The organism is Aliiroseovarius subalbicans (genome assembly GCF_022678625.1).
Lineage (GTDB): Bacteria > Pseudomonadota > Alphaproteobacteria > Rhodobacterales > Rhodobacteraceae > Aliiroseovarius_A > Aliiroseovarius_A subalbicans.
In genome coordinates this window covers 133910-155201 of record NZ_JALBYQ010000003.1, presented here as the reverse complement: position 1 = coordinate 155201, position 21292 = coordinate 133910, and the positions used below count along the sequence as shown (strand labels likewise).

Here is a 21292-nt window from a genome sequence, read left to right as displayed (position 1 = left end):
CCAACCTGGCGTTCTTTCGGCTGTTTGACTAACCAGTAATTCTGCCATAACTCTATAGAAATTCTACTGACTTGATTGGGCCCAGATTGCGTAAGCTCCCGCCATTGAATTCTTTGAAGGCGTTTGAAGCCTCTGGGCGACATCTGAACTTCAGGCTTGCCGCCAAAGAGCTTGGCGTCACGCAAGGCGCCGTTGCCCAACAGGTGCGCGGGCTCGAAGACTTGTTGAAAATCAAGTTGTTCAACAGGCATGCCAGAGGGCTTGCCTTAACGGATGAGGGCCGCAAATACCTGCCGCCCATTCGTCGCGCATTTGATATGATCGGTGAAGCGACGAGCAATCTGAAACCTCAAAACGCCGTCATGACGATTAGTTCCACCCCTTCTTTTGCGACAAGATGGCTGGTGCCAAAACTGGGCGCATTAGCCAAGGATCATCCCGAGATCAGCGTGCGCCTGGACGCGTCGAACAGCCTTGCCAACTTCCAGAGCGACGGGGTCGACATTGCTATCCGGCAGGGAAAGCCGCCTTTTGGCCCTGGTCTTGTGGCTGAACCGTTGTTCACTGCCAAACTGATCGCTGTCTGCCACCCGGATCTTGCCACCGGACAGAACCCGATCCAGTCGCCACAAGATCTGCTCAACCACGTACTGCTTGAGGATTCCCATGGCCAATGGCCCCTGTTCCTTGAATCTGCTCTTGGGGAACAGCCAGTATCTAACATGAAGACCATGGCGTTCAGCCTAACGTCCATGGCCATTGATGCCGCATTGGCAAGCCAGGGTGTTGCCTTGGCCAACCGTGAATTCGTGGCGGCTGATCTTCGGGCCAACCGCTTATGCCAACCAGTTGAATACTCAATGGAGACAGACGAGGGGTATTATGTGGTCGCTCCGCGCGAACCAAGAAATCCAACGATTGTTGCGATCATGAGGGATTGGCTTATCGGGCAGGCCTGCCCCGTTTGATTTCCGTGTGTTGAAAAGAATATCCAGTTCGAAAACGCGAATTTGTCGGCAAGACTTTGCAATGCAGGTATCCGGTCGTGCAAACGGCAGACAAGTCCCGCTCCCTTCCAGTTCAGGCGGCTCGCAGCGAATGGTCGGTATGGATTTGGCGCCGCTTTGCTGGGCTCAACGACCGCTTCGACGAAATGGGCTGCATCGCAGAGAGAAGCGCGCTGCAATGGCGAGGAATTTCTTCACGAGCACTAGCCGCGCTCGCACGAGTCCGTTTGTCCCGCTTAATGGCCATCGGGGCAAGTTGCAGCGAACGGCGGCTCCGAGCCCATTTTGATCAATGCTGCAACTTGCCTGACTGTCAGCTTCTAACCTGTGTTAAGTTGCGAGGCGCGAAAACCTTTCGGGGTCATGCCCGTTTCACGTTTGAAGGCCTTGTAGAATGTTGAGCGGGAGTTGAAGCCAACCTCTAGGGCAACAGTAAGCACCGATGCATCGCCTGCCGTGATCAGAGGCTTTGAAGCCTCTATCCGCCAGCGTGCAACATAGTCGAAGAAGGTTGCGCCGATCTCTTGATTTAGTGTTTGTGACACTTGGTTTGGCAGCGCGCCCACTTGCTGCGACAGCTTTTGCAACGACAGGTTGGGGTCGAGGTAAAGCGTATCTTTTTGCATCGCCGCCTCGAGACGGACGGCCAACTTTTGCGCGTGGGCAGACGTCAACGCAGAGCGGGCATATTTGAGATCTTGCTCGTCTTCTTCAACCGCAGTGTTGACGTCTGGTGGTGTGATCGGGGCAAAAACGTTCAATACCAACAAGCCGCCGGCGATCAGCGCAAGAAGCAGCTCTTCGACGAACAAAGTGCCGTCCGCAAAGTTTTCATCGGCGAGGGAAAAAGCCCCTGCGGCCCAGATCAGGATCAGCAGGACCATCACCACATCGACCCAGCGTAGATCCCGTTCTTCGACGTCCGAGTAGAGTTGCCGGATATGGGCACGGTAGGTCGTGAGGCGGCGCAGTATCGCGACAAGGTAGGCGAAGGACGCGATCAACCAGATCAGGATCAGCACAAATGTCGACAGGGCGAGAACACCTGGCCAAAACCCCGGAGGCAATTCGCCTGATATAAGCATTGTTCTTTTGGCTTGCGCCGGGAGGATCCAAAACCCGATGCAGACCACGCCGCCCGTCAATGGCAATGCCAGATCACGCCATGGGATTTGCGAGTGTGATGCCGTTGCTGTTTTGGCCGCGATGTAGTGAAAAAAGGCCGGCGGCAGCGCCAGCAGCATGACCAGCAACAACGGCATGTAGTTGATCAAAGCGGCTCCAGTGAAAGTTCTGACGATTGGTAGTGCGATCATTCCAATAAATGCGACGTAGACCACCCCGAGGCTGAGCCGTTCGCGCAGGCTTCCTTTCCGCAACACAACGGCAAGGAGCCCGGTCAGGGCAATGCCAAGACAAAGTCCGGCGAGGGTCAGAACGGCAGCGTTTTCCATACTCATTGATACGCTGGTTTCACCGACCTCATCAACGCAACCGCAGGTTCGAAAGGGCAGAAATAAAATGTCCTCGCCGTCATGCGCGGACGACAGGGATGGCAAGGATGCGCATAACCGGGCGAAACCATCACAGCGGAAAGAATACGTTATGCCCACCCCAGATATCATCACATTGTTTGCACATGTTACGCTCGGCACATTGGCCGTCATTGTGGGCACCATCGCCCTCGGATCGCGCAAAGGGCGCAAGGTGCATGTGAGCGCTGGCCGTGTGTTTGTCATCAGCATGGGGGTGGCATCCGTGCTGGGCGCCATCCTTGGAGCGTTAAAATACGAAACGTTCTGGATCACATTTCATGCGGGTATCCTTGGAGCAACCCTGGTCTCAAGCGGTGTATTGGCTGTGCGCATTCGTGCGCGAGGCGCAAGAAGATGGTTCATCGCTATCGCAGGGTTGAATGCCCTCAACGCGGTCGCTCTTTTCAGTGCAGGCTGGTACGCCACGACAATGCCAGACGCGCGCTTGTACGGCTTCGCGGCTGAGGATTACTTTTTCTTGTTCGGTATGGCTGCCGTCGCCTTTGTCGGCGATATGCGCATGGTTTTTGGAACACAGATTTCAAACAGACATCGGATCGCCCAGCATCTTTTGCGGATGTGTATCGGTTTTTTCATCGCGGCTGGATCAGCATTTACCGGACCGGGGGCTTCTGTGTTTCCAGACGCGGTGCAAAATTCGGGCGTTTTGTCACTGCCTGAACTGACAATCATGCTCCTTATGCTGTTTTGGCTCTGGAAAACAGTGCGCCAACCTCGGCCGTTGGTTGCCAGTCACTAGGCTGCTCGTCCCCATCAGCGGATAAGGGACAGAAAAGTCTTCAAACAGGTCGATCAGGTCAACCCTTTCAAAAAGCAGACACTGGTCCAGCTTCAACCAAATGGTGCTTTGCCCCGCATTGCAGACGTTTGTACCAGTCAGCGCGAACGTCTGCCATGCGAACCGAACTCTGGGATTCAGTATTATCGGAACCACTTTTGGGACCGCATTCAGGAATCAGCCTCATGTAAGTTATTGATATTCAATTACTAAAATACAGTTTGGATGCCTCTCTTGGGCACCATTCTCCCGACACAGAAAACGCTTTCGCCATACCGGGCCCCGTTTGCGTGGCGCATTCAGGCTTGATTTCAGTGGTTCCGGGCGCACAAATCCGCGAAACTGCCATTGGGCGAGTCGGCTTGGGAAAACACACGTCATGGCGCAATGCGGTCGCGAAGAACCTCCGGGGGAAGAGACCACCTTTTCCGTGTCCGCCAATCTGGCCGGTCGGTTGGCGGGGCTGAATGCGTCGTTGGCAGTGACGTCTTACCAGTCAGGCTTTCTATATCTGGTCGGGCGCAATGCGCAGGACGGGGTGAACATTCATCAAGCGGCCATGCCGAAGCCGATGGGGTTGTGTCTGGACGATGACGGCGGGCTGACGATGACGGCGGGCTACCAGATCCTCAGATTTCAGAACATCCTGGACCCCGGTCAAATGGTGAACGGCGCGTTCGACACCTGTTTCGTGCCGCGCGTGACTCATGTCACTGGCGCGCTGGACGCCCATGATATTGGCATTGATGATCAGGGCCGGGCGGTGTTCGTGAACACGCGGTTCAACTGCCTGGCGGTGCCGTCGGCCAGGCATTCCTTTGAGGAGATCTGGCGCCCGCCGTTCATCTCGGCCCTTGTGGATGAGGACCGCTGCCACCTGAACGGGTTGGCAATGGAGAACGGCAGGCCGCGCTATGTCACCGCCGTGTCGCGTTCGGATACAATCGACGGCTGGCGAGATCGTCGCGCGGATGGGGGCATCGTCGTGGATGTCGAAACCGGCAAAGTCGTCTGCGAAGGCTTGTCGATGCCGCACAGCCCGCGGATGCATGACGGCCAGCTGTGGCTGCTGAACTCGGGGACCGGAGAGCTTGGGTTCGTCGCCTTCGACACGCCCGGTGGCATGGGGCGGTTCAAGCCGAAAGTGTTTTGCCCGGGCTTCCTGCGCGGTCTGAGCTTTGCCGGCAACCTGGCCTTCGTCGGCCTGTCGCGCCCGCGCTATCAGCGCTTTGAGGGGCTGGCGCTGGATCAACGGCTGCGGGATGCGGACAGTGACGCCTGGTGCGGCGTGCAGGTGATTGATCTGTCCAAGGGAAGCTGCACCGATTGGCTTCGCGTCGATGGCGGCGTGGGTGAGCTCTTTGATGTCGCGGTGATTCCGGGTTCGGTTTGCCCGATCGCGGTGCCGCCGGTCTCGGAGGAGGCCGCCAATCTGATCACCTATGGCGGCATGATCGCCACGCCGCCGCCAACATAAAGCAGATAAGAGGCGGACGCAGGATATCGATCGGGTGTTCAGGCCGTTGGCTTGCGCTGTTGCAGGTGCCGCGACAAAAAGTCGACCTCCATCAATTTGGCTACCTGAATACCTTGGCTTGGCGACTGGTCGCGTTCATCCAAGAGTGGGCTTTCGAGCTGTCCGAGCGTGATGCGCGTCGGATCGAGCACAAGTTCGATCAGCCGGGGGTAGATGAAACGCTCATGCGACATGTCGGACTTTGTCGACACGGTGGCGCCACACCGCGAACCGCCTTGAAATGCGCGTCCAGGCTGGCCTCAAGCCGGACGCGCAAGGCGCTGATCTTGGCGCGGACTTTCTCGCGTTCGTGCTGAAGCTCAAGAAAGGTGCGTTGGCGGTCGGAAGACACTGCTACGATCACAACGGTTAGAAAGACATTAACCAACGGCGCCAGACGCTTTGCGCCGGTCACCCTTCTGGCTGCCTCCTGCAGCTGGTTTTCGGATCTCAAAACCTGTTCTTCCGGTCCCGCTGCACGCATTTTGCTAAAGGTTTAACAGGTCCACAACGCATCTCGGTAAGTCGACGGAACAAAAGGGCCGCACCGGGGTGGCGCGGCCCTTGCGTTGGCTTGGTCTATTGGCGGGGCTTACTTCAGCGCCGCGTCGGTGATGGCCAGGGAATATGCACCCTCGGGCATCTTGGTGATGACCGGGTCGGACCCGCCGCCCATCAGGGTGGCCACGGTGCGATCATAATCCGCCACGTCCAGCGCGCCGGTCGAGCCTGCGGTCAGCTTGGCGATCTCACCCATCATGCGCACCTGGTGCTTTTCGGTCTGGGCGCCGGTCTCGTCATATTCCAGCACGATCATCGCGGCGTCTTCCGGGTTCTCCTCGGCCCATTTCCAGCCCTTCATGCTGGCGCGGACAAAGCGCTCCATCTGGCCGACAAAGGCGTCGTCGCCCAGCTTGTCCTCAAGCACATACAGGCCGTCCTCCAGCGTCGCCACGCCCTGATCTTCGTATTTGAAGGTCACCAGATCGTCGGCGGACAGGCCCGCGTCGATCACCTGCCAGTATTCGTTATAGGTCATGGTGGACACGCAGGCCGCCTGACCTTGCAGCAGCGGATCGACGTTGAAGCCTTGTTTCAGAACCGTCACGCCATCGCCGCCCTCGGTCGAGATGCCAAGGCTGCTCATCCAGCTCAGGAACGGGTATTCGTTGCCATAGAACCAGACGCCCAGCGTGTTGCCGGCGAAATCGGCGGGGCTGGTGATGCCGGTGTCCTTGCGGCAGGTTAGCATCATGCCTGAGCTTTTGAACGGCTGGGCGATGTTCACCACCGGCGCGCCCTGTTCGCGGGCGGCCAGGGCGGAGGGCATCCAGTCGACCATCACGTCGGCGCCACCGCCCATCAGAACCTGCACCGGGGCCACGTCGGGGCCACCGGGCTTGATCGTCACGTTCAGATCCTCATCGGCGTAGAACCCGTTTTCCAGCGCCACGTAATACCCCGCGAACTGGGCTTGCGTGACCCATTTCAGTTGCAGTGTCACGTCATCCGCGGCCATCGCCGAGGTGGACATCAGGGCCATCGCCCCCAGCGTGCCTTTCAGTGTTTTCATCATGTCGTCTTCTCCCGTTGGTTATTGGTTGATTGCTTTTGCTCAACCTCTTTGCGAGGGGTGCCAGAAGGTGACCCCCTTCTCGATTGTTGCGACGATCCCATAGAACGCCGAGCCGGCCAGTGCTGCGACCGTGATTTCTGCCCAGACCATATCAAGGCCCAGCCGACCCACCTCGGTCGAAATGCGAAAGCCCATGCCTTTGATCGGGCTGCCGAAGAATTCAGCAACGATAGCACCGATCAGCGCAAGGGTTGTCGCAATTTTAAGCCCGTTGAAGATCGCGGGCATGGCGGCGGGCAGGCGCAGTTTCAGCAGGCGCTGCCAATAGGACGCGGAATAGGTGTGCATCAGGTCGCGCTGCATCGCATCCGTCGCGGCCAGGCCCTGCACCGTGTTCACCAGCATCGGAAAGAACACCATCACGACAACCACGGCGGCCTTGGAGTGCCAGTCGAAGCCGAACCACATCACCAGGATCGGCGCGGTGCCGATGATCGGCAGGGCGGCGATGAAATTGCCCACAGGCAACAGCCCGCGTTGCAGGAATGGCGAGCGATCGATCAGCACTGCTGTCACGAAGGCGGATCCGCAGCCAATGAGATATCCGCTCAGCGCGCCCTTCACGAAGGTCTGCACGAAATCCTCCCACAAGGTCGGGATCGAGGTCGCGAATTTCGCGGCAATTGCGCTGGGCGGGGGCAGGATCACGCTGGGCACAGCCAAGCCGCGCACCAATGCCTCCCACACCACGATGATGGTCACGCCGAAGATCACCGGCACCGCCAGACGCGCGGCGCGGGTGGCGGCAAAGGGGCCATTGGCGATCCAGGAATTCAGTCCCCAGGTTGCGGCCCAAAAGACGATGGCGAAAGCAATCCAGATCATTGTTTTGCCCCCATCCGTTTCAGCATCCGCCGTTCGATCAAGCCGATGATGCCCACCAGGCTGGCGGCTAGAATGGCGGCGGCGAACAGCGCGCTCCAGATCTGGATCGTCTGACCGTAGTAGCTGCCGGTCAACATCCGCGCGCCAAGTCCGCGAATGGCGCCGGTGGGAAGTTCGCCCACGATGGCACCGACCAGCGACGCGGCCATACCGATTTTCAAGCTGGTGAACAGATACGGCATCGAGGACGGCAGCCGCAGCTTGCGAAACGTCTCACCCCCCGAGGCATTATAGGTGCGCAACAGGTCCAGCTGCATCGCATCGGGGCTGCGCAGCCCCTTCACCATACCGACCACGACCGGAAAGAAGGACAGATAGGCCGAGATGAACGCCTTGGGCAGCAACCCCTGAATGCCGACGCTGTTCAGAACCACGATGATCATCGGTGCAATCGCCAGAATGGGGATGGTTTGCGACGCAATCGCCCAGGGCATAACGCTCATATCCATCGCGCGGTTGTGCACGATGCCGACGGCCAGCAGAATGCCCGCCCCGGTGCCAATGGCAAAGCCCAACAGGGTGGCCGACAGGGTGATCCAGCCGTGAAAGATCAGGCTGCGTTTCGACATGGCGCGGCCCTTCAGGACCATCGCGCCGGTGGTCTTCCACAGCTCCTGCGCCACCTGGTGCGGCGCGGGCAGGACCGGGCGGTCCTGGCTCCAGGTGTCCGCGATCACCTCGCTGGTGCTCAACTCGACGCCTGCGCGCCCGGCCTGATCCAGCGCCCATTTTTTGTTCATGCCAATCGCCGCGCCATACCACAGCACGACGATGGCCAGAACGACGGTCAGGATGGGCACGATCCTGTTCATTCCCGCGCCCCCATGCGCAGCCCGAACCGGTTTACCGATCGCGGGTGCTTGTTCAGCCAGCGCCAGTCCATCGGCGCGATCAGGGCTATTGCGATGGGCAGGGCCAGGACCACGATGGTCAGGGTCAGCCCCTGGAGGCCAAAGCGGTGCAGCAACAGGGCACAGCCCAGCCAAAGCACCGCCACATATCCCATGCGGAAGATGAAGGCGCTGCGCACGCGGCGCACATCGTCGGGGGTCATTTCAGCCATCCGCGCGCCCCTCTTTAAACGGTTTAAACAGTTTAAACTGCGGGCCGTTGCCCGCTTTAAAAGGTTTAAACTTTCGCGTTTCAGTCGTCATAGGCATGCCCCGCGCGCAGACCTTCGCGCACCCGGTGTGCGACCTCCAGAAACTCGGGCGTGTCGCGAATATCCAGCGGGCGTTCCTTGGGCAGCGGGCTTTCAATCACATCGGTGATCCGCCCCGGGCGCGGGCTCATCACCACGATCTTGGTCGACAGATACACCGCCTCGGGGATCGAGTGGGTGACGAAGCCGATGGTTTTTTTCGTGCGCGCCCACAGCGCCAAAAGCTGTTCGTTCAAATGATCCCGCACGATCTCATCCAGCGCCCCGAACGGTTCATCCATGAGCAGGATTTCCGCGTCAAACGCCAAGGCACGGGCGATCGAGGCGCGCTGCTGCATGCCGCCCGACAACTGCCAGGGGAACTTCTTGCCGAACCCCTTCAGGTCGACCAGTTCCAGCACCTTTTCGACGTTCTCGTCCTGCTGTTCCTTGGAATATCCCATGATCTCCAACGGCAGTTTGATGTTGCCGCGAATGGTGCGCCACGGGTAAAGCCCGGCGGCCTGAAACACATAGCCATAAGCGCGCTGGCGCCGCGCTTCGTCCGGGGTCATGCCGTTGACGGTAATGGTGCCGCCGGTCGGATGCTCCAACGCCGCAATCACCCGCAGAAACGTGGTCTTGCCACAACCGGACGGGCCGATGAAGCTGACGAAATCGCCCTTGTCGATGGTCAGATCCACGCCCTTCAGCGCATGGATCGGACCGTCATTGGTCTGGAAGGTCAGGTCGAGGTCTTTCGCCTCGATCACGGGGGGTGCAGTCACGTCATACTCCGGTTGCGGGGATGCCGGACCGTTCCACTGGGCGCGGGGCGGTCAGGTCTTTCCATTGGCTCAGGGCGCGGTTTACCGTGGCGTTCGGCTGGCGACCAACGAACTTGCCGTGGCCTTCCTGGGTATTGATTTCACCGTCCATCACGGCCACCTGGCCACGTGTCAGGGTATAGCGCGGCAGGCCCTTGACGTGCTTGCCTTCGAACACGTTGTAATCGATCGCCGATTGCTGAATATCCGCGCCGATGGTCTTTTCCTTCTCAGGATCCCAAACCACCAGGTCCGCATCCGCGCCGACCAGAATCGCACCCTTCTTGGGGTAGCAATTCAGGATCTTGGCGATGTTGGTCGAGGTGACGGCAACGAATTCATTCATCGTGATGCGCCCGGTGTTCACCCCGTGGGTCCAAAGCATCGGCATGCGGTCCTCCAACCCCCCGGTTCCATTGGGAATTTTCGTGAAGTCGCCGACACCATAGCGCTTCTGCTCGGTGGTAAAGGCGCAGTGGTCGGTGGCCACGACGCTCAAACTGCCGGACTGAAGACCCGCCCACAGGCTGTCCTGATGCTGCTTGTTGCGGAACGGCGGGCTCATCACGCGGCGCGCGGCGTGGTCCCAGTCTTCGTTGAAATACTCGCTTTCATCCAGCGTCAGGTGCTGGATCAACGGTTCGCCCCAGACCCGCTTGCCCTGCATCCGCGCGCGGCGGATCGCCTCGTGGCTTTCCTCGCAGGATGTATGCACCACATACAATGGCGCGCCGGCCATGTCGGCGATCATGATCGCGCGGTTGGTCGCCTCGCCCTCAACCTGTGGCGGACGGGAATAGGCATGCGCCTCGGGGCCAGTGTTGCCCTCGGCCAGCAGACGCGCGGACAGCTCGGCCACCACGTCGCCGTTCTCGGCGTGCACCAGCGGCGTCGCGCCCAGATCGGCGCAGCGGGTGAAGCTGTGAAACAGCTCGTCATCATTCACCATCAACGCACCCTTGTAGGCAAGGAAATGCTTGAACGTGTTGATGCCGCGTTCCTTCACGACCGTTTCCATGTCGTTCCAGACCTGTTCCCCCCACCAGGTGATCGCCATGTGGAACGAGTAATCGCAATTCGCGCGGGTCGACTTGTTGTCCCACCGTTTCAGCGCATCCAGCAGGCTTTCACCCTGGTTGGGCAGGGCAAAATCAACCACCATTGTGGTGCCACCCGCGAGCCCCGCACGGGTGCCTGACTCGAAGTCATCGCTGGAGTACGTCCCCATGAACGGCATCTCAAGATGCGTATGCGGGTCGATCCCGCCCGGCATCACGTAACAGCCCGTGGCGTCCAACGCCTTGTCGCCCTTCAGGTCCGGGCCGATCTCGACAATCTTGCCGCCCTCCACAAGGACATCGGCCTTGTAGGTCAGGTCGGCGGTGACAATGGTCCCGTTCTTGATGACAGTGCTCATGGTGTCTCTCCCTATCTCGGATCGGCATTTCTCATTTTCTTGCCGAAAATATCCCGGGGGGTCCGGGGGGCTGGCCCCCCGGTTGCGCCCTATTCAACAATCCCCGCCGTTTCGACCACGGCGTGCATCAGCACATCCGCGCCCGCTGTGGCCCATTCTTTCGAGATCTCTTCCGCCTCGTTATGGGACAACCCGTCCACGCAGGGGCACATCACCATCGCCGTTGGCGCGACCTTGTTGACCCAGCAGGCATCATGCCCGGCGCCAGAAATCAGGTTCATGTGGCTGTAGCCCAGCCGCTCCGCTGCGTTGCGCACCGCTGTCACGCAGCCTTCGTCGAAGGTCACCGGGTCAAAGCCGCCAACCTTTTCGAATTCAATGCCCAAGCCCATGTCGTCGCAGATCTTCTGGGCCTCAACGCGTAGCCGCGCCTCCATGTCTTCGATGACCGACAGGTCGGGCGAACGGAAGTCGACGGTGAACACGACCTTGCCGGGGATCACGTTGCGCGAATTCGGGTAGACGTCGATATGTCCGGCCGCGCCCACAGCATGGGGTTTGTGCGACCATGCGATCTGGTCCACCGCCTCCAGTACCCGCGCCATGCCCAGCCCTGCGTTCTTGCGCATCGGCATCGGGGTGGACCCGGTGTGGCTGTCCTTGCCGGTTATGGTGACTTGCGTCCAGGACAGGCCCTGACCGTGGGTGACGACGCCGATGTCCTTGCCCTCGGCCTCAAGAATGGGGCCTTGTTCGATGTGCAGCTCGAACATCGCGTGCATCTTGCGCGCGCCAACTTCCTCGTCGCCCTTCCAGCCGATCCGGGCCAGTTCATCGCCGAACTTCTTGCCGTCGTGATCTTCACGATCGTATGCCCAGTCCTGTGTGTGAACGCCTGCAAAGACGCCCGAGGCCAGCATGGCGGGGGCGAAGCGCGTGCCTTCTTCGTTGGTCCAGTTGGTGACCACGATCGGGTGCTTCGTCTTCACGCCCAGGTCGTTCAGGGTGCGGATGATCTCCAGTCCGCCGAGCACGCCCAGCACACCGTCATATTTGCCGCCGGTAGGCTGTGTATCCAGATGACTGCCGACATAGACGGGCAGGGCGTCGGGGTCGGTGCCTTCGCGCCGGGCAAACATGTTGCCCATCGTGTCCACGCCCATCGTCATGCCCGCGGCCTTGCACCAGTCGGCGAACAGGTGGCGGCCCACGCCGTCTTCGTCTGTCACGGTCTGGCGGTTGTTGCCGCCGGCGATGCCGGGGCCGATCTTGGCCATCTCCATCAGGCTGTCCCACAGCCGGTCGCCATTGATCTTCATGTTTTCGCCGGGGGCTGCCATGTCACGATCTCCTGTCGGGAATGAAGGACGCAGGGCAGGAAACAGCGCGTCGCACCGCCGAAACGGGCGGTGATCCGGTCAGGACCGGGGCGGTGTAAGGGGCGTTTGGCATACCCTCTGTTCCCTGTTGCGCGTGTGCCCCGTTTGCGGGGTCTGTCGCGTTGTGTTCTTTGACCAGTTGGTCAGCCCCGACGCTAGCACAGCGCCGGGGTAGATCAATGCTTATTGTCCGCGCGTGATGCACATGTTCGGGTCAGCCGAAGGGTTATTCGGGTGCTCCAGCCAGCTGCGCTTATCGTCGGGAATGACCATGCCGGTACGCTCATCTACTTCTCCGGGGTCCAGCGTGCGCATGGTGATGCAGCCTTCGACCGGGCAGACGTTGACGCACAGGTTGCAGGCAACGCATTCGTCGTCCTTCACGCTGAACACGCGGTCGTCCGACATCTCGATCGCTTGGTGCGAGGTATCCTCGCACGCCGCGTAACAGCGCCCGCATTTGATGCAGTCGTCCTGGTTGATCACCGCCTTGGTGACGAAATCCAGATTCAGGTGTTGCCACTCGGTCGCCTTGGGCGCGGCGGCGCCGACAAAGTCGGCGGTTGAGGTATAGCCCTTTTCGTCCATCCACTGGCTGAGGCCCGAAATCATTTCCTGCACCACCTTGAAGCCAAAGGTCATGGCGGCGGTGCATACCTGCACGTTGCCCGCGCCCAAAGCCATGAACTCGGCCGCATCACGCCAGGTGGTCACGCCGCCAATGCCGCTGATCGGCAGGCCCTGGGTTTCCGGGTCGGTGGCGATCTTCGACACCATGTTCAGCGCGATTGGCTTCACCGCCGGGCCGCAATAGCCGCCGTGGGTGCCCATGCCGTCGATCATCGGCTCAGGCGCCATCGCGTCCAGATTGACCGATGTGATCGAGGTGATCGTATTGATCAGGCTGACCGCATCCGCGCCACCGCGTTTGGCGGCCTGAGCGGGGAGACGGATGTCAGAAATGTTCGGCGTCAGCTTGACGATGCACGGCAGGTGCGAGTGCTTCTTGACCCAGCCCGTGACCATTTCAATGTATTCCGGCACTTGCCCCACGGCGGACCCCATGCCGCGTTCAGCCATGCCATGCGGGCAGCCGAAGTTCAGCTCGACCCCGTCCGCGCCGGTCAATTCGACCTCACGCAGGATCTTCTTCCACGGTTCTTCCTCGCACGGGACCATCAGGCTGACGATCACTGCGCGGTCGGGATAGTCGCGCTTGACCCGCGTGATTTCCTCAAGGTTCACCTCAAGCGGGCGGTCGGTGATCAGCTCGATGTTGTTCAGGCCTAGCAGGCGACGATCCGCACCGAAAATCGCACCATAACGCGGGCCCGAGACGTTGACGATTGGCGGCCCGGCTTCGCCCAGGGTCTTCCAGACCACGCCGCCCCAGCCGGCCTCAAACGCGCGGCGCACGTTGTATTCCTTGTCGGTGGGCGGGGCCGAGGCCAGCCAGAACGGGTTCGGGCTTTCGATGCCCAGGAATTTGCTGTGCAGGTCTGCCATGTCTCAGCCCCCCATCAATGTTGCGTGGATGTCTTCGGCGGCGTCGCGACCTTCAGCCACGGCGGTCACGGTCAGATCATCGCCTCCCGATGCGCAGTCGCCCCCGGCCCAGATGCCGGTGTGACTGGTGCGTCCGGTGTCGTTGACCGCAATCTTGCGGCCCTCCAGCTTCAGCCCATTGGCATCGCCCAAGGTCTGACCGATGGCCTTCATCACCTGGTCGGCCTTCAGGCGGAAGGTCTCTCCGGTTTCCGCCAGCCCGCCCGGCCCGTCCTGGGTATAGGCGAACTCGATCTCGACCACCGCGCCGTTGCCGTGGATCGCCTTGGGGCTGGCATGTGTGATGATGCGCACGCCTTTCGACGCCGCCAGATCCTGTTCGAACCGGCTTGCATTCATCCGGTCGCGCCCGCGGCGATAGACCAGCGCCACGTCCTCGGCCCCCAACAGCTTTGCCTGCACGGCCGCGTCCACTGCCGTCATGCCGCCGCCAATGACGACGACACGACGGCCCACAGGGAGCGTGGATAGAGTGTCCGCCTGCCGCAGGTCGGAAATGAAATCGACAGCGTCTAAAACGCCGTCCTTGTCTTCGCCGTCGCAGCCCAGGGCATTCACGCCGGTCAGGCCGATACCCAGAAACACGGCGTCATAGCGTTTCGCCAGCTCGTCCAGCTGCAATCCGTTGCCCAGCGCCTGACCCAGCTTGACCTCTATTCCACCGATGGACAGCAGCCAGTCGACCTCGCGTGCCGCAAAGCCGTCGACGCTTTTGTAGCTTGCAATGCCAAACTCGTTCAGCCCTCCGGCCTTGGCGCGGGCGTCATACAGCACCACGTCATGACCGTGCATCGCAAGGCGGTGCGCAGCGGACAGGCCCGCAGGTCCCGCACCGACGACGGCCACGGTTTTCCCCGTGGGTGTGGCGCGGGTGAACGGGTGGGACTCCATGACCTTGTCGGTGGCAAAGCGTTGCAGCTGGCCGATCGTGACCGGCTTGCCTTCGGCAACTTCGCGCACGCAGACCTCTTCGCACAAGGTTTCGGTTGGGCAGACCCGCGCGCACATGCCACCCAGAATGTTCTGGGTCAGGATCGTCGTGGCCGCCGCCTCGGGCGTGCCGGTCGCGATCTGGCGGATGAACAGCGGTATGTCGATCGTCGTCGGACAGGCGTCCATACATGGCGCGTCGTGACAGAAATAGCAGCGATCAGCGGCCACCAGAGCCTCGTGATCGTTCAGCGGCGGATGCAGGTCGGTGAAATTATCCTGATACGCCTGAGGCGCCAGGCGGCCGGCGGCAAGGCCGGGTGTTGCGGGGGAATTGGCCAAGGGTCCCTCCCTCTCTGAAGTTGGTGTCCGATTTCTTTTCAGCGTGGCACGAGTTGAAAATTTTATCAATTGGTAAAATATCATCGAGGCTCGCCCGGGTTTTCTCGTGTCGATTTCGGGGCTTGGGGCGACGCGATCGGCGGTGGCCGGGTGTCGAACATCATGCTAGCCACGGAACATGACCGATATTTGGCAGGGCATATTGCAGGCGTTCTGGCTGCTTATCACGCTGGATCCGACGTTGATCGAGATCACGGCGCGGTCGCTGCGCGTGACCCTGACCGCAGTGGTGATCGCCACGGCGCTGGGCGTGCCATTCGGCGTCTGGCTGGCGCTGAACCGGTTTCGCATGCGCCGCCTGACCATCGCGGTTCTGAACGCGCTGATGGGATTGCCGCCGGTCGTGGTCGGGCTTTTGGTCTATCTCATGCTGTCGCGTGCGGGACCGTTCGGGGTACTGAACCTTCTGTTCACCCCCACCGCGATGATCATCGCGCAGGTGATCATCATCACGCCGCTCATCGCCTCGATCGCCCATCAGGCCTCGCGAGAGCTGTGGGCGGAATACCATGATCTTCTGATCTCTCTTGGCACGACCCGACGTCAGCGCCTGATCACGCTGATCTGGGATGGCCGCCGGTCACTGCTGACGGCCACCCTGGCCGGGTTTGGTCGCGCTATTGGTGAGGTGGGGGCGATCATGATCGTCGGCGGCAACATCGATCAGCTAACGCGGGTTCTGACCACTGCGATTTCGCTGGAAACCTCGAAGGGAAACTTTTCGCTCGCACTGGCGCTTGGCTTTGTCCTGATCGGCCTGTCCATCACGGTTAACCTTCTTGCACATATCCTGTCGGGTACGGAACGGGGGCGGAGATGGTGACAACGATCCTTCCCCTGACGCTTTCAGGTGCCACCGCACAGGTGCATGGCAAGCGAATCCTCGGACCCGTGGACTTAACTCTTGGTCAGGCCGGGGTGACCATGGTGATTGGCCCGAATGGGGCTGGAAAAACGACCCTATTACGCCTGATACATGGGTTGCAGCGCCAATCTGGCGGCACGCAGAACTGGGCTGTTGGGGTTGATGAAGCGCGCGCCGCACAGGCATTCATTTTCCAAAATCCCGTGCTCATGCGGCGCTCGGTCCGCGATAATATCGCCTATGCCGCCAGGCTGACGTTTGGGCGTTCAAGCACTACGGACGACGTGGTTGACGACTGGATTGTCCGCGTCGGACTGACAGAACAGGCGCGCCAACCTGCCTCGTCCCTGTCCGGGGGGGAGCGGCAGAAAATGGCCCTTGCCCGCGCCCTGATCCGCGCGCCGCAGATGCTGATCCTGGATGAACCCACTGCGCATCTGGATGGCCGGTCGACCCGTGAAGTCGAGGCGATCCTGCTGGACGCCGTGGCCCGCGACACGCGGCTGGTGATGTCCACCCATGACATGGGACAGGCCCGGCGCCTGGGCAGCGATATCGTGTTCCTGCATCAGGGCCAGGTTTTTGAAACTGGCCCCGCCACCGGTTTTTTCACGCACCCACAGACCCCTGAGGCCACCGCCTTCCTGAACGGAGATATTCTGGAATGACCCGTTTGTTTGCTGCCCTGATCACGCTTTTGATTGGCATGCCAGCCATTGCTGGTGACTTGAAACTGGCCGTGACGACGTCGTTTCACAACTCGGGCCTGTCCAACATCCTGCTCCCCGTCATCAAGGCGGATATCGGTCTGAATGTGCACCTGATCGTCGTCGGCACCGGGCAAGCGATCCGGTTGGGCGAGGCCGGGGATGTCGACGCCATCCTGGTGCACTCCCGTACGGCGGAAGAGGCGTTCCTCGCCCAGGGGTTTGGACGTCACCGACGTGAGATCATGTACAATGATTTCGTGTTGATCGGACCGGCGGACGATCCGGCAGGGATTGCCGCCGCCCCGGATGCGATCGCCGCCCTGACCGCCATTGCTGAAACCCGTGCGCCTTTCGTGTCGCGCGGTGATGACAGTGGGACCCACAAGAAAGAGCTGGCGCTGTGGGTGGCGGCTGGGATCGCAGACCGGGACGTGGCTTGGTATCGCGAAGCAGGGTCCGGGATGGGGGCCACGCTGAACACTGCGGCGGCGCTGGGTTCGTACGTGTTGGCCGACCGGGCCAGTTGGCTGAACTTCGGGAACCCGCGCGGGATTGCGCTTTTGTTCACCGGCGACCCGGTTCTGTTCAATCAATATGCGTTCCTGCCGGTCAACCAGGAGAGACACCCCCATGTGAAATCGGACCTTAATGCGCTGCTTGAGGCTTGGCTTGTCAGCGAAAAAGCTCAGACGATGATTGCGGCGTATCAAATCAACGGAGAGACATTGTTTACAGCAAACGCGGTGGAATAGAGACTATTCTGGATGGAATCCTTTCTTCGATATGCCGTGTATGCCCTGCCAGAGCCGGGTGATCTTGCAGAACGGCTGACGGCGTGGCTGGGGTGGGACATTGTCACAGGCACGTTTGTCGATCAGCCTCAAATCGCTGGGCTGGACGTATCCGGCCTTACCCAAACCCCACGCAGATACGGCGCGCACGCAACCCTCAAGCCGCCATTTCGACTGGCGCAAGGGGGAAGCCTGCAAGACCTTGAGGCCGCGGTGTCTCAGCTATCTGCCCTTTTGACGCCGGTTTCCTTGCCCGCGCTGAAGGTGGCCCAAGTCGGCCGGTTCCTGGCGCTGGTGCCTGCCTCTCCCAGTGAACACATGGCGCAATTGGCGGCCCGCGTTGTCGCCGACCTTGACGCATTTCGCGCGGCCCTGACGCCCGAAGAGTTGGAAACGCGCAGAAAGCCCGGACTGACGCCAGGCCAGGATGTGCTTTTGCAGCGGTGGGGGTATCCCTTCGTGAGGGAGGCCTTTCGCTTCCACATCACATTGACCGGCTCGCTGGAGGAAGGGGGCGCTGCGCCGGTACAAGCGGCATTGGAGCGGTATTTGTCGCCCGTATTGAATGGTCCGTTTCAGGTCTCGTCCCTGTGCTTGGTCGGCGAGGACGACAAGGGTCTGTTTCACTTGATCCGACGTGTGCCGATGACCGCGTGACAGGCGGCGATGAAGGCGGTGACAGCGTCACCCAGGTCGCCGGAGTTTTCCACCACGACGGGCGAAAGGGATGGGTCAACCTGAAACGAGGCGCGGGCCAGGCGGCTTTCGATCTGGGCCCGGCTTTCGCGATTTCTTTGGGTCAGGCGTTGCGCCAGAATCTCGGGCGGAGCAGTGACCAGAATGATCCCAGCGGGTGAGAACACTTCCTGGAGCCTTGGTAAAACGGCCCGGGACAGATTCGCCAAAACATGTTGCCCAGCGGCCAAATCAGTCTCTATTTCAGCAGAAATCGCATAATCAAAGCCATGAGCGGTCCAGTGCAAGGCGAAACACCGCGCCTGTCGACGGCGGATAAATTCATGCTTGGACACGCTTTCGAAGGCTTCACCTGTCGCGGCGGGCGGTTTTGTGATCACACGGCGTGCGAGTGCGAACCCGGCTTGGTCCGAGGCGCGGTGCATCAACGTGTCCTTGCCCGCACCGGACGGGCCGACAACCGCGATGAAGCACCCGCGTCGAGCCTTGGCCTGGTACCCAGATGTGATCAAGGACTGGTCCATAAAGTGCACAATAGGCGGCTGTCTCAGGCTCCGTCCAGCGGAACCGATGTGAGGTGTCCGTGCTTCTGGGCGCGGCAATGGTCCCACTTGTCTTTTACCCCCGTTGGGCGCAAATTCGCGAGACCTGAAGAAAGACCCCCATGGCGAGCAAGCAACCCCCCGACTTTGACGTTGAACGAGACTTTGTAATTGGTGACCCGGACGCGACCACGACCCTTGTCTGGTTCGTTGATTTCACCGATCGCCCAACGCGTCGGATGCGCGGTGTGATCAAACGCTCGGCTGCGCGATTTGCGCAAAAACGTGCTGCATTGGTGATCCGGTATCTTCCTCGATCGACACGGGGGTCGGAAATTGCCGCCCGCGCGGCCATTGCCGCACATGCGCAGGGCAAGCACATGGCGATGCACAACGCCCTGTTTTCCAGCGGACGCAGGTATTCCAAGGATTTGGTGATCGAACTGGCCGAGTTGCTGGACTTGGACATTCAACAGTTCCGGGCCGACCTGAAATCAGAAGAAACAACCCGCCGTCTGGCCGAGGATCTCGCCACCGCCGATGAAATGGGTGCGTTGCAAACACCGGCCCTGTTCATCGGTGATCGGGAATATGACGGCGCCTGGGATGAAACCAGCTTGATCGAGGCGATCAGGAAGCCGCTGGGCGTGCGGCTGCACCTGGTTTCGACCGAATTCGTGCAATGGGCGGCGAGTGCCGGCTTTGCCCTGGTGTTGGCGACGCTGGCCGCGTTGGTGGTAGCGAACGTTGGGCTTCACGACGGCTATGAACACCTTCGAGAAACGGTTATCGGGCTTTCGGCCGGAAACTGGGGGTTTCACCTACCGCTTGAAATGTGGATCAACGACGCGCTGATGGCGCTGTTTTTCCTGTTGGTCGGGATTGAAATCAAACGCGAAATGGTAGGCGGAGAGCTTTCAGATCTGTCACACGCGGCCCTGCCGATCGTCGGCGCAATCGGTGGTATGCTGGTTCCGGCGGGAATCTACTTTGCCATCAACTATGGAACACCAACCGCACACGGTTGGGGCATTCCGATGGCAACGGATATCGCTTTCACATTGGGGATCATGGCGCTGTTGGGCGATCGCGTGCCAACATCGTTGAAGGTTTTCGTGTCCGCGCTGGCCATCGCCGATGACCTGGGTGCGATCCTTGTTATCGCTGCCTTCTATGGTCACGGGTTCCATCTGGATGCATTCTTGGTGGCCGTCGCCCTGTTCATCGTCATGTTGGCCTTGAACAGAGGGCGGATTTACGCCCGTTTCCCCTATCTGATCCTGATGGTGTTCATGTGGTATTTCATCCACGAAAGCGGGCTGCATGCAACGCTTGCCGGTGTGTTGACCGCCGCTGCGATTCCGTCGCGTCGGTCGGCCAATGTCGAAGGTATCGCGGCACAGACTTCGGCGTTGTTCAAGCTCGAAGCACAACGGCCCGATGTTCCCGTGACACCCGGAACAGTCGCCCGGTTGCAGGCCAGTATCGACCGGTTGCGCGACCCGGGGTTCCACTTGCAACACGCGTTGGAGAACTGGTCGAACTTCCTGATTTTGCCGCTGTTTGCCTTCTTCAACACCGGTATTGTCATTCTGGGATCAAGTTTCGACGCCTTTGCACCTGAGGCATTGGGTGTGATGGCCGGGCTGGTTATCGGCAAGCCGTTGGGTGTATTCTTGGCCGTTTTCCTGGCTGTGAAACTGGGATTGGCGCAGATGTCGGACGATGTGAACTGGGTTCAAATCCTTGGGGCAGGCATGTTGGCCGGGGTTGGATTTACCATGTCGATCTTCATCGGCACGGCCAGTTTCGAAGGGCCGCAGCTGGACGGTGTGAAGCTGGCCATTCTGATCGCAAGCTTGGTGTCTGCTGTCGGTGGGGCCGCGGTTTTGTGGATGGCAGGGCGGACGCGCTGAGGCGACGCTTGCCCCAGCCACCCCGTCGCACGGAGCAGGCGTTTCACATGTTATGGCGCGCCAGGAAACGGGCGATTTCACCGTCGGTCGGCGCCTTGCCTGTATAGACCTCGATATAGGCCGGCATGCGTGCGATCCGTTCATCGCGACCCTCTGACACCTGCATCGAGATATAGCCGATCTGGGTGTAAATGACCGTGCCCGCGCGCACCTCGGCCTGGTCGCCCGAAAAGCCGAAACGTTCATACATTGCAATGATCGCTGCGCGCCGGGTGGCATCCGCGCGATCCAGCCGCGTGGCCAGCGCTTTATCATTGCGGGCCCAGTTGCGGATTGCCAGATCCAGCCGCGCGTCGAACAGGTCGTTGTCGAGCCAGCAATCGAACAGGTTGAACATCGCCTCGCAGATCGTTTCGGCATAGGCCTCGCAACGCGCGACAAGGTTGCCGGTGTTGCGATCCTCCCAGCGTTGGATCATCGCCTCCAACAGCGCATCGCGATCCTTGAAATGCCAATAAAACCCGGTGCGTGTCAGGCCCAGGCGCTTGGCAAGCGGCATGACTTTCACCGCCTCGACACCGCTTTCGGTCAACACCTCGTAGGCGGCCGAAAGCCACAGGTCCTCAGACCCTTTGGGTTTTTGGGGTTTTTGCGGTGTCGATCCGTCCATGGCGGCACGCTAGAAAAACTTGACAGGTATGTCAATCGTGGTGACAGATATGTCAGTCAGAC

The 21292-nt window shown here is 60.4% G+C and carries 21 protein-coding genes; 8 read left to right on the top strand and 13 right to left on the bottom strand.

What is annotated here, in order from left to right; all coding sequences use genetic code 11:
• Positions 1-71: 71 nt before the first annotated feature.
• Entirely contained in the window at positions 72-968 is an 897-nt protein-coding gene (gene gcvA / locus MN188_RS11135; RefSeq protein WP_338023244.1) for a transcriptional regulator GcvA, read from the top strand.
• A gap of 359 nt (positions 969-1327) precedes the next feature.
• Here gcvA and MN188_RS11130 read toward each other — a convergent pair whose 3' ends face one another.
• Positions 1328-2674 carry a helix-turn-helix domain-containing protein gene (locus tag MN188_RS11130; protein ID WP_242109126.1) on the bottom strand — a complete coding sequence of 449 codons (1347 nt, stop codon included), beginning with the start codon at positions 2672-2674 and terminating at the stop codon, positions 1328-1330.
• Here MN188_RS11130 and MN188_RS11125 point away from each other — a divergent pair.
• Positions 2664-3302, top strand: coding sequence for a hypothetical protein (locus MN188_RS11125; RefSeq protein WP_242109125.1), 639 nt, complete (start codon positions 2664-2666; stop codon positions 3300-3302). The genes MN188_RS11130 and MN188_RS11125 overlap by 11 nt on opposite strands.
• A 418-nt stretch (positions 3303-3720) precedes the next feature.
• Complete coding sequence (locus MN188_RS11120; protein WP_242109123.1) at positions 3721-4818, top strand: TIGR03032 family protein; 1098 nt, start codon at positions 3721-3723, stop codon at positions 4816-4818.
• Between the two features lie 38 nt (positions 4819-4856).
• Here the strand turns inward: MN188_RS11120 and MN188_RS11115 are convergent, their stop codons facing one another.
• The 10 genes from MN188_RS11115 to MN188_RS11070 form a co-directional block, all read right to left on the bottom strand.
• Entirely contained in the window at positions 4857-5051 is a 195-nt protein-coding gene (locus MN188_RS11115) for a hypothetical protein (RefSeq protein WP_242109122.1), read from the bottom strand.
• A 398-nt stretch (positions 5052-5449) separates the two neighbouring features.
• Positions 5450-6433 carry an ABC transporter substrate-binding protein gene (locus MN188_RS11110; RefSeq protein ID WP_242109121.1) on the bottom strand — a complete coding sequence of 328 codons (984 nt, stop codon included), beginning with the start codon at positions 6431-6433 and terminating at the stop codon, positions 5450-5452.
• A gap of 39 nt (positions 6434-6472) precedes the next feature.
• The gene (locus MN188_RS11105; RefSeq protein ID WP_242109120.1) at positions 6473-7318 is read right to left on the bottom strand and encodes an ABC transporter permease; all 846 of its coding nucleotides are present in this window, start codon (positions 7316-7318) and stop codon (positions 6473-6475) included.
• Positions 7315-8190 carry an ABC transporter permease gene (locus MN188_RS11100; RefSeq protein WP_242109119.1) on the bottom strand — a complete coding sequence of 292 codons (876 nt, stop codon included), beginning with the start codon at positions 8188-8190 and terminating at the stop codon, positions 7315-7317. The genes MN188_RS11105 and MN188_RS11100 overlap by 4 nt, the downstream gene beginning before the upstream one ends.
• On the bottom strand, positions 8187-8441 hold the full coding sequence (locus tag MN188_RS11095; protein ID WP_242109118.1) for a hypothetical protein: 255 nt from the start codon (positions 8439-8441) through the stop codon (positions 8187-8189). The genes MN188_RS11100 and MN188_RS11095 overlap by 4 nt, the downstream gene beginning before the upstream one ends.
• A gap of 80 nt (positions 8442-8521) precedes the next feature.
• The gene (locus tag MN188_RS11090; RefSeq protein WP_242109489.1) at positions 8522-9292 is read right to left on the bottom strand and encodes an ABC transporter ATP-binding protein; all 771 of its coding nucleotides are present in this window, start codon (positions 9290-9292) and stop codon (positions 8522-8524) included.
• Between the two features lie 16 nt (positions 9293-9308).
• Positions 9309-10763 (bottom strand): dihydropyrimidinase, encoded by a 1455-nt coding sequence (hydA, locus tag MN188_RS11085; RefSeq protein ID WP_242109117.1) that lies wholly within the window; start codon positions 10761-10763, stop codon positions 9309-9311.
• Between the two features lie 89 nt (positions 10764-10852).
• Complete coding sequence (locus MN188_RS11080; protein WP_242109116.1) at positions 10853-12103, bottom strand: Zn-dependent hydrolase; 1251 nt, start codon at positions 12101-12103, stop codon at positions 10853-10855.
• Positions 12104-12325: 222 nt separating this feature from the next.
• Positions 12326-13648: an NAD-dependent dihydropyrimidine dehydrogenase subunit PreA gene (gene preA / locus MN188_RS11075; RefSeq protein ID WP_242109114.1), complete on the bottom strand. Its 1323-nt coding sequence runs from the start codon at positions 13646-13648 to the stop codon at positions 12326-12328.
• Between the two features lie 3 nt (positions 13649-13651).
• Positions 13652-14980, bottom strand: a complete 1329-nt coding sequence (locus MN188_RS11070; RefSeq protein ID WP_242109113.1) for an NAD(P)-dependent oxidoreductase — start codon at positions 14978-14980, stop codon at positions 13652-13654.
• 178 nt (positions 14981-15158) lie between these two features.
• On the opposite strand from MN188_RS11070, the gene MN188_RS11065 reads away from it, so the two are divergent.
• Genes MN188_RS11065 through MN188_RS11050 form a run of 4 tightly spaced genes read left to right on the top strand, consistent with a single transcriptional unit; the run spans position 15159 to position 18063 of the window.
• Positions 15159-15863 (top strand): ABC transporter permease, encoded by a 705-nt coding sequence (locus MN188_RS11065; RefSeq protein WP_242109111.1) that lies wholly within the window; start codon positions 15159-15161, stop codon positions 15861-15863.
• Positions 15857-16573 (top strand): ATP-binding cassette domain-containing protein, encoded by a 717-nt coding sequence (locus MN188_RS11060; RefSeq protein WP_242109110.1) that lies wholly within the window; start codon positions 15857-15859, stop codon positions 16571-16573. The genes MN188_RS11065 and MN188_RS11060 overlap by 7 nt, the downstream gene beginning before the upstream one ends.
• Positions 16570-17367 (top strand): ABC transporter substrate-binding protein, encoded by a 798-nt coding sequence (locus tag MN188_RS11055; protein WP_242109109.1) that lies wholly within the window; start codon positions 16570-16572, stop codon positions 17365-17367. Before MN188_RS11060 ends, MN188_RS11055 begins: the two co-directional genes overlap by 4 nt.
• A 12-nt stretch (positions 17368-17379) precedes the next feature.
• On the top strand, positions 17380-18063 hold the full coding sequence (locus MN188_RS11050) for a DUF1045 domain-containing protein (RefSeq protein ID WP_242109108.1): 684 nt from the start codon (positions 17380-17382) through the stop codon (positions 18061-18063).
• Here MN188_RS11050 and phnN read toward each other — a convergent pair.
• A complete protein-coding gene (gene phnN, locus MN188_RS11045; protein ID WP_242109107.1) occupies positions 18030-18614 on the bottom strand; it encodes a phosphonate metabolism protein/1,5-bisphosphokinase (PRPP-forming) PhnN in 585 nt (194 codons plus the stop codon). The two genes, MN188_RS11050 and phnN, sit on opposite strands and share 34 nt — an antisense overlap.
• A 152-nt stretch (positions 18615-18766) precedes the next feature.
• On the opposite strand from phnN, the gene nhaA reads away from it, so the two are divergent.
• Complete coding sequence (gene nhaA, locus MN188_RS11040; RefSeq protein WP_242109106.1) at positions 18767-20560, top strand: Na+/H+ antiporter NhaA; 1794 nt, start codon at positions 18767-18769, stop codon at positions 20558-20560.
• A gap of 43 nt (positions 20561-20603) precedes the next feature.
• Here nhaA and MN188_RS11035 read toward each other — a convergent pair whose 3' ends face one another.
• Entirely contained in the window at positions 20604-21230 is a 627-nt protein-coding gene (locus MN188_RS11035) for a TetR/AcrR family transcriptional regulator (protein WP_242109105.1), read from the bottom strand.
• Between the last annotated feature and the right edge of the window lie 62 nt (positions 21231-21292).